This window comes from Kosakonia oryziphila (assembly GCF_900094795.1).
Classification (GTDB): domain Bacteria; phylum Pseudomonadota; class Gammaproteobacteria; order Enterobacterales; family Enterobacteriaceae; genus Kosakonia; species Kosakonia oryziphila.
Window position 1 is genome coordinate 1 of sequence record NZ_FMBC01000112.1, and the last position, 2,208, is coordinate 2,208.

Annotated in this window: 2 protein-coding genes; both read right to left on the bottom strand. The window is 31.8% G+C overall.

Features of this window, described 5'->3' with window-relative positions; translation table 11 throughout:
• Window positions 1–128 precede the first annotated feature (128 nt).
• Complete coding sequence (locus GA0061070_RS24305; RefSeq protein ID WP_090094259.1) at window positions 129–740, bottom strand: replication protein; 612 nt, start codon at window positions 738–740, stop codon at window positions 129–131.
• A gap of 375 nt (window positions 741–1,115) precedes the next feature.
• On the bottom strand, window positions 1,116–1,469 hold the full coding sequence (locus GA0061070_RS24310) for a hypothetical protein (RefSeq protein WP_090139088.1): 354 nt from the start codon (window positions 1,467–1,469) through the stop codon (window positions 1,116–1,118).
• Window positions 1,470–2,208: the final 739 nt, after the last annotated feature.

The window sequence follows — 2,208 nt, forward strand, 5'->3', positions numbered from 1 at the left end:
TTATATAAACAAATTTATAATAATTTCTATAACATCAGCATTTACAACAATGATACAAATCTTTTCTCAAATCGAAATAACAGGAAAAGTAAATGTAGGGGAGGTCGTAGTAAACAATAATCTTAAATTCAAACTTTGTATACTTTATTTTTAGCTTTAAGCCCTTGATGCTTTTGCCACATCGCATCAAGCATTTTATTTATTGCTAAAGTATTATGATTTATAGCTATATCAAACCAATCATCATTACCTTGTTCCAAACAAAAATTCAAAAAATCAATATAATTATCGATTTCTTTAGCCTTAATAAACTGAAATATTTGTTTCATAGCATGTAAATTTTGACTAGAAGAAAGCTTAAAAAAATCAGCAATATCAGCACCATTGTGTGCTCTTATATCCTCAATCGAATATTGATATTTTTCTGGATTATCCATATGCGCAAAATATCTAACCATACCCTTTGCCGAGCCAACTTTTTGAGGAATAGGCGTATTCAACGGTTCAATAATATCATTTATCCTCTTAATAGTGACAGGTCCAGAAAACCTTAGCAATATATGCCAATGAGCTTTTTTCTTACTACCATCAGAATTCACATCTTTGTTATGCAGCGGACTCTCTACCCACTCTAAATGAGTTTGATTCAAAATATCTCGCCAATTTTCAGGCGCACTTTCAGGATAAACAATAAACGTCCAGTCTCTGCCTTTAACCAATTTTTTCTTTTTTTCAATCATAATAAAAACCTCACTTTCGGCTATCAATACCAACTAGCAAGGTCTAATACAATTAACCAATCGGGAAAAAATATTTACTTTTATCCCAAAATTGAATAGAATTATTCTTAACAAAACATTTTTGCGTTTGTATTGTTACCTAAGCTGACCCGCCAGTCGGCTTTTTTTATATCTAAAAATTATTATAGCAAATAGTCATTAAGGCGAGAAAGGCTTTTTCAGCTCTTCTCGCCTTTTTATTTAGCTTAAAAGGTTTGTTAAGTGTCAACTCCTTAAAACTCTCCCAGAAGCTCATAAAACGTCCTTACAGCCGTTTTTGAGACTTCTAGGGATAATTTACCGTTGACACTTCATACAGCATAAAGGGCACCTATACTACAAAATTCGCCCATGATTTTTTTGCATTTGATTATTAATTCTTTTCTCAACTAATTTTTCTGCGGATTTATAAACGTCTGCCTCAATCCCATAACCAACAGCTTTAATACCTTTGTACGAAAAATATTCTGAAATCATTTCAGACAAAATACCAACTTGCTTTTTAGTAAAACCAATTTGTTTAATTGCATATCTAAGATTTTGAGCAATCTCCTGTTCAGTAGTTATATTCTCTGCTAAATCTAAAAACTTATTAAAAACTTCTTTGTTTTGATAAAAGCCAAATCGTTTTTTTATTTCAGTCAATCTCTCATAATCTTCCTCTGTCATTTTTACTCTAAACTCTTTCATTTCAATTCCTTTCACAAAACAAACGCTACCAAAAAATGACATTCTCCAGTAAAGAGCATAAGGGAAATCCGACCCCACGCTTTTTGCTAAAGCGTGCTGGGCTTGGTTGTACCAAGCAATTTCTTGATTTTAAAAGTGAGGTCACCCTTATAAAAATACTCCACTAGTAGCGGATAATGTTCCACCGACAGCGGATAATATTCCAACTATTATGCCACAAATTCCACCAAAAGTGGAATTTAAAAGATTGTAAATTTTAATTTTCAAACAAAAATAGGGGGGTAAAAAATCAACTCTTTTTACCCCCCCTATTTTTTATTAAAATCTATAATCATAACTGCCAGTAGCTTGTGACTAGTTACTGCGTAACTGGCAGTAATTATAACATGCATGTCAACAATTAGTCAAATTAACCTTACAGCCCCAACAGTTACAAAGATTCAAAAAATAAAAATAACTAAAAAGCCTCCTAAACCCAACAGCGCCAAAGATTAACGGTTGTTTTTTGTTTTTTGGCACAATGCACAATGCACACATGGGGGGAGGTCGTAGTATCTCCCCCCAGCGTAATACTAACCTTTGCTATAAACGTTATGAAAGCATATTTATGTTGTGATAATATATTAAATCCTAAAGAAAACAACATTCACTATAAACATGAATATAGCTTTGACCAATGTTATTTTTGTAAAACAAAAAAATCTCAAATAATATCAAAAATATTATTTGAGATTTTTTA

Excerpts from the sequence above, each read along its gene's own strand:
- GA0061070_RS24305 (WP_090094259.1), bottom strand. The coding sequence starts at position 740 with ATGATTGAAAAAAAGAAAAAATTGGTTAAAGGCAGAGACTGGACGTTT.
- GA0061070_RS24310 (WP_090139088.1), bottom strand. The coding sequence starts at position 1,469 with ATGAAAGAGTTTAGAGTAAAAATGACAGAGGAAGATTATGAGAGATTG.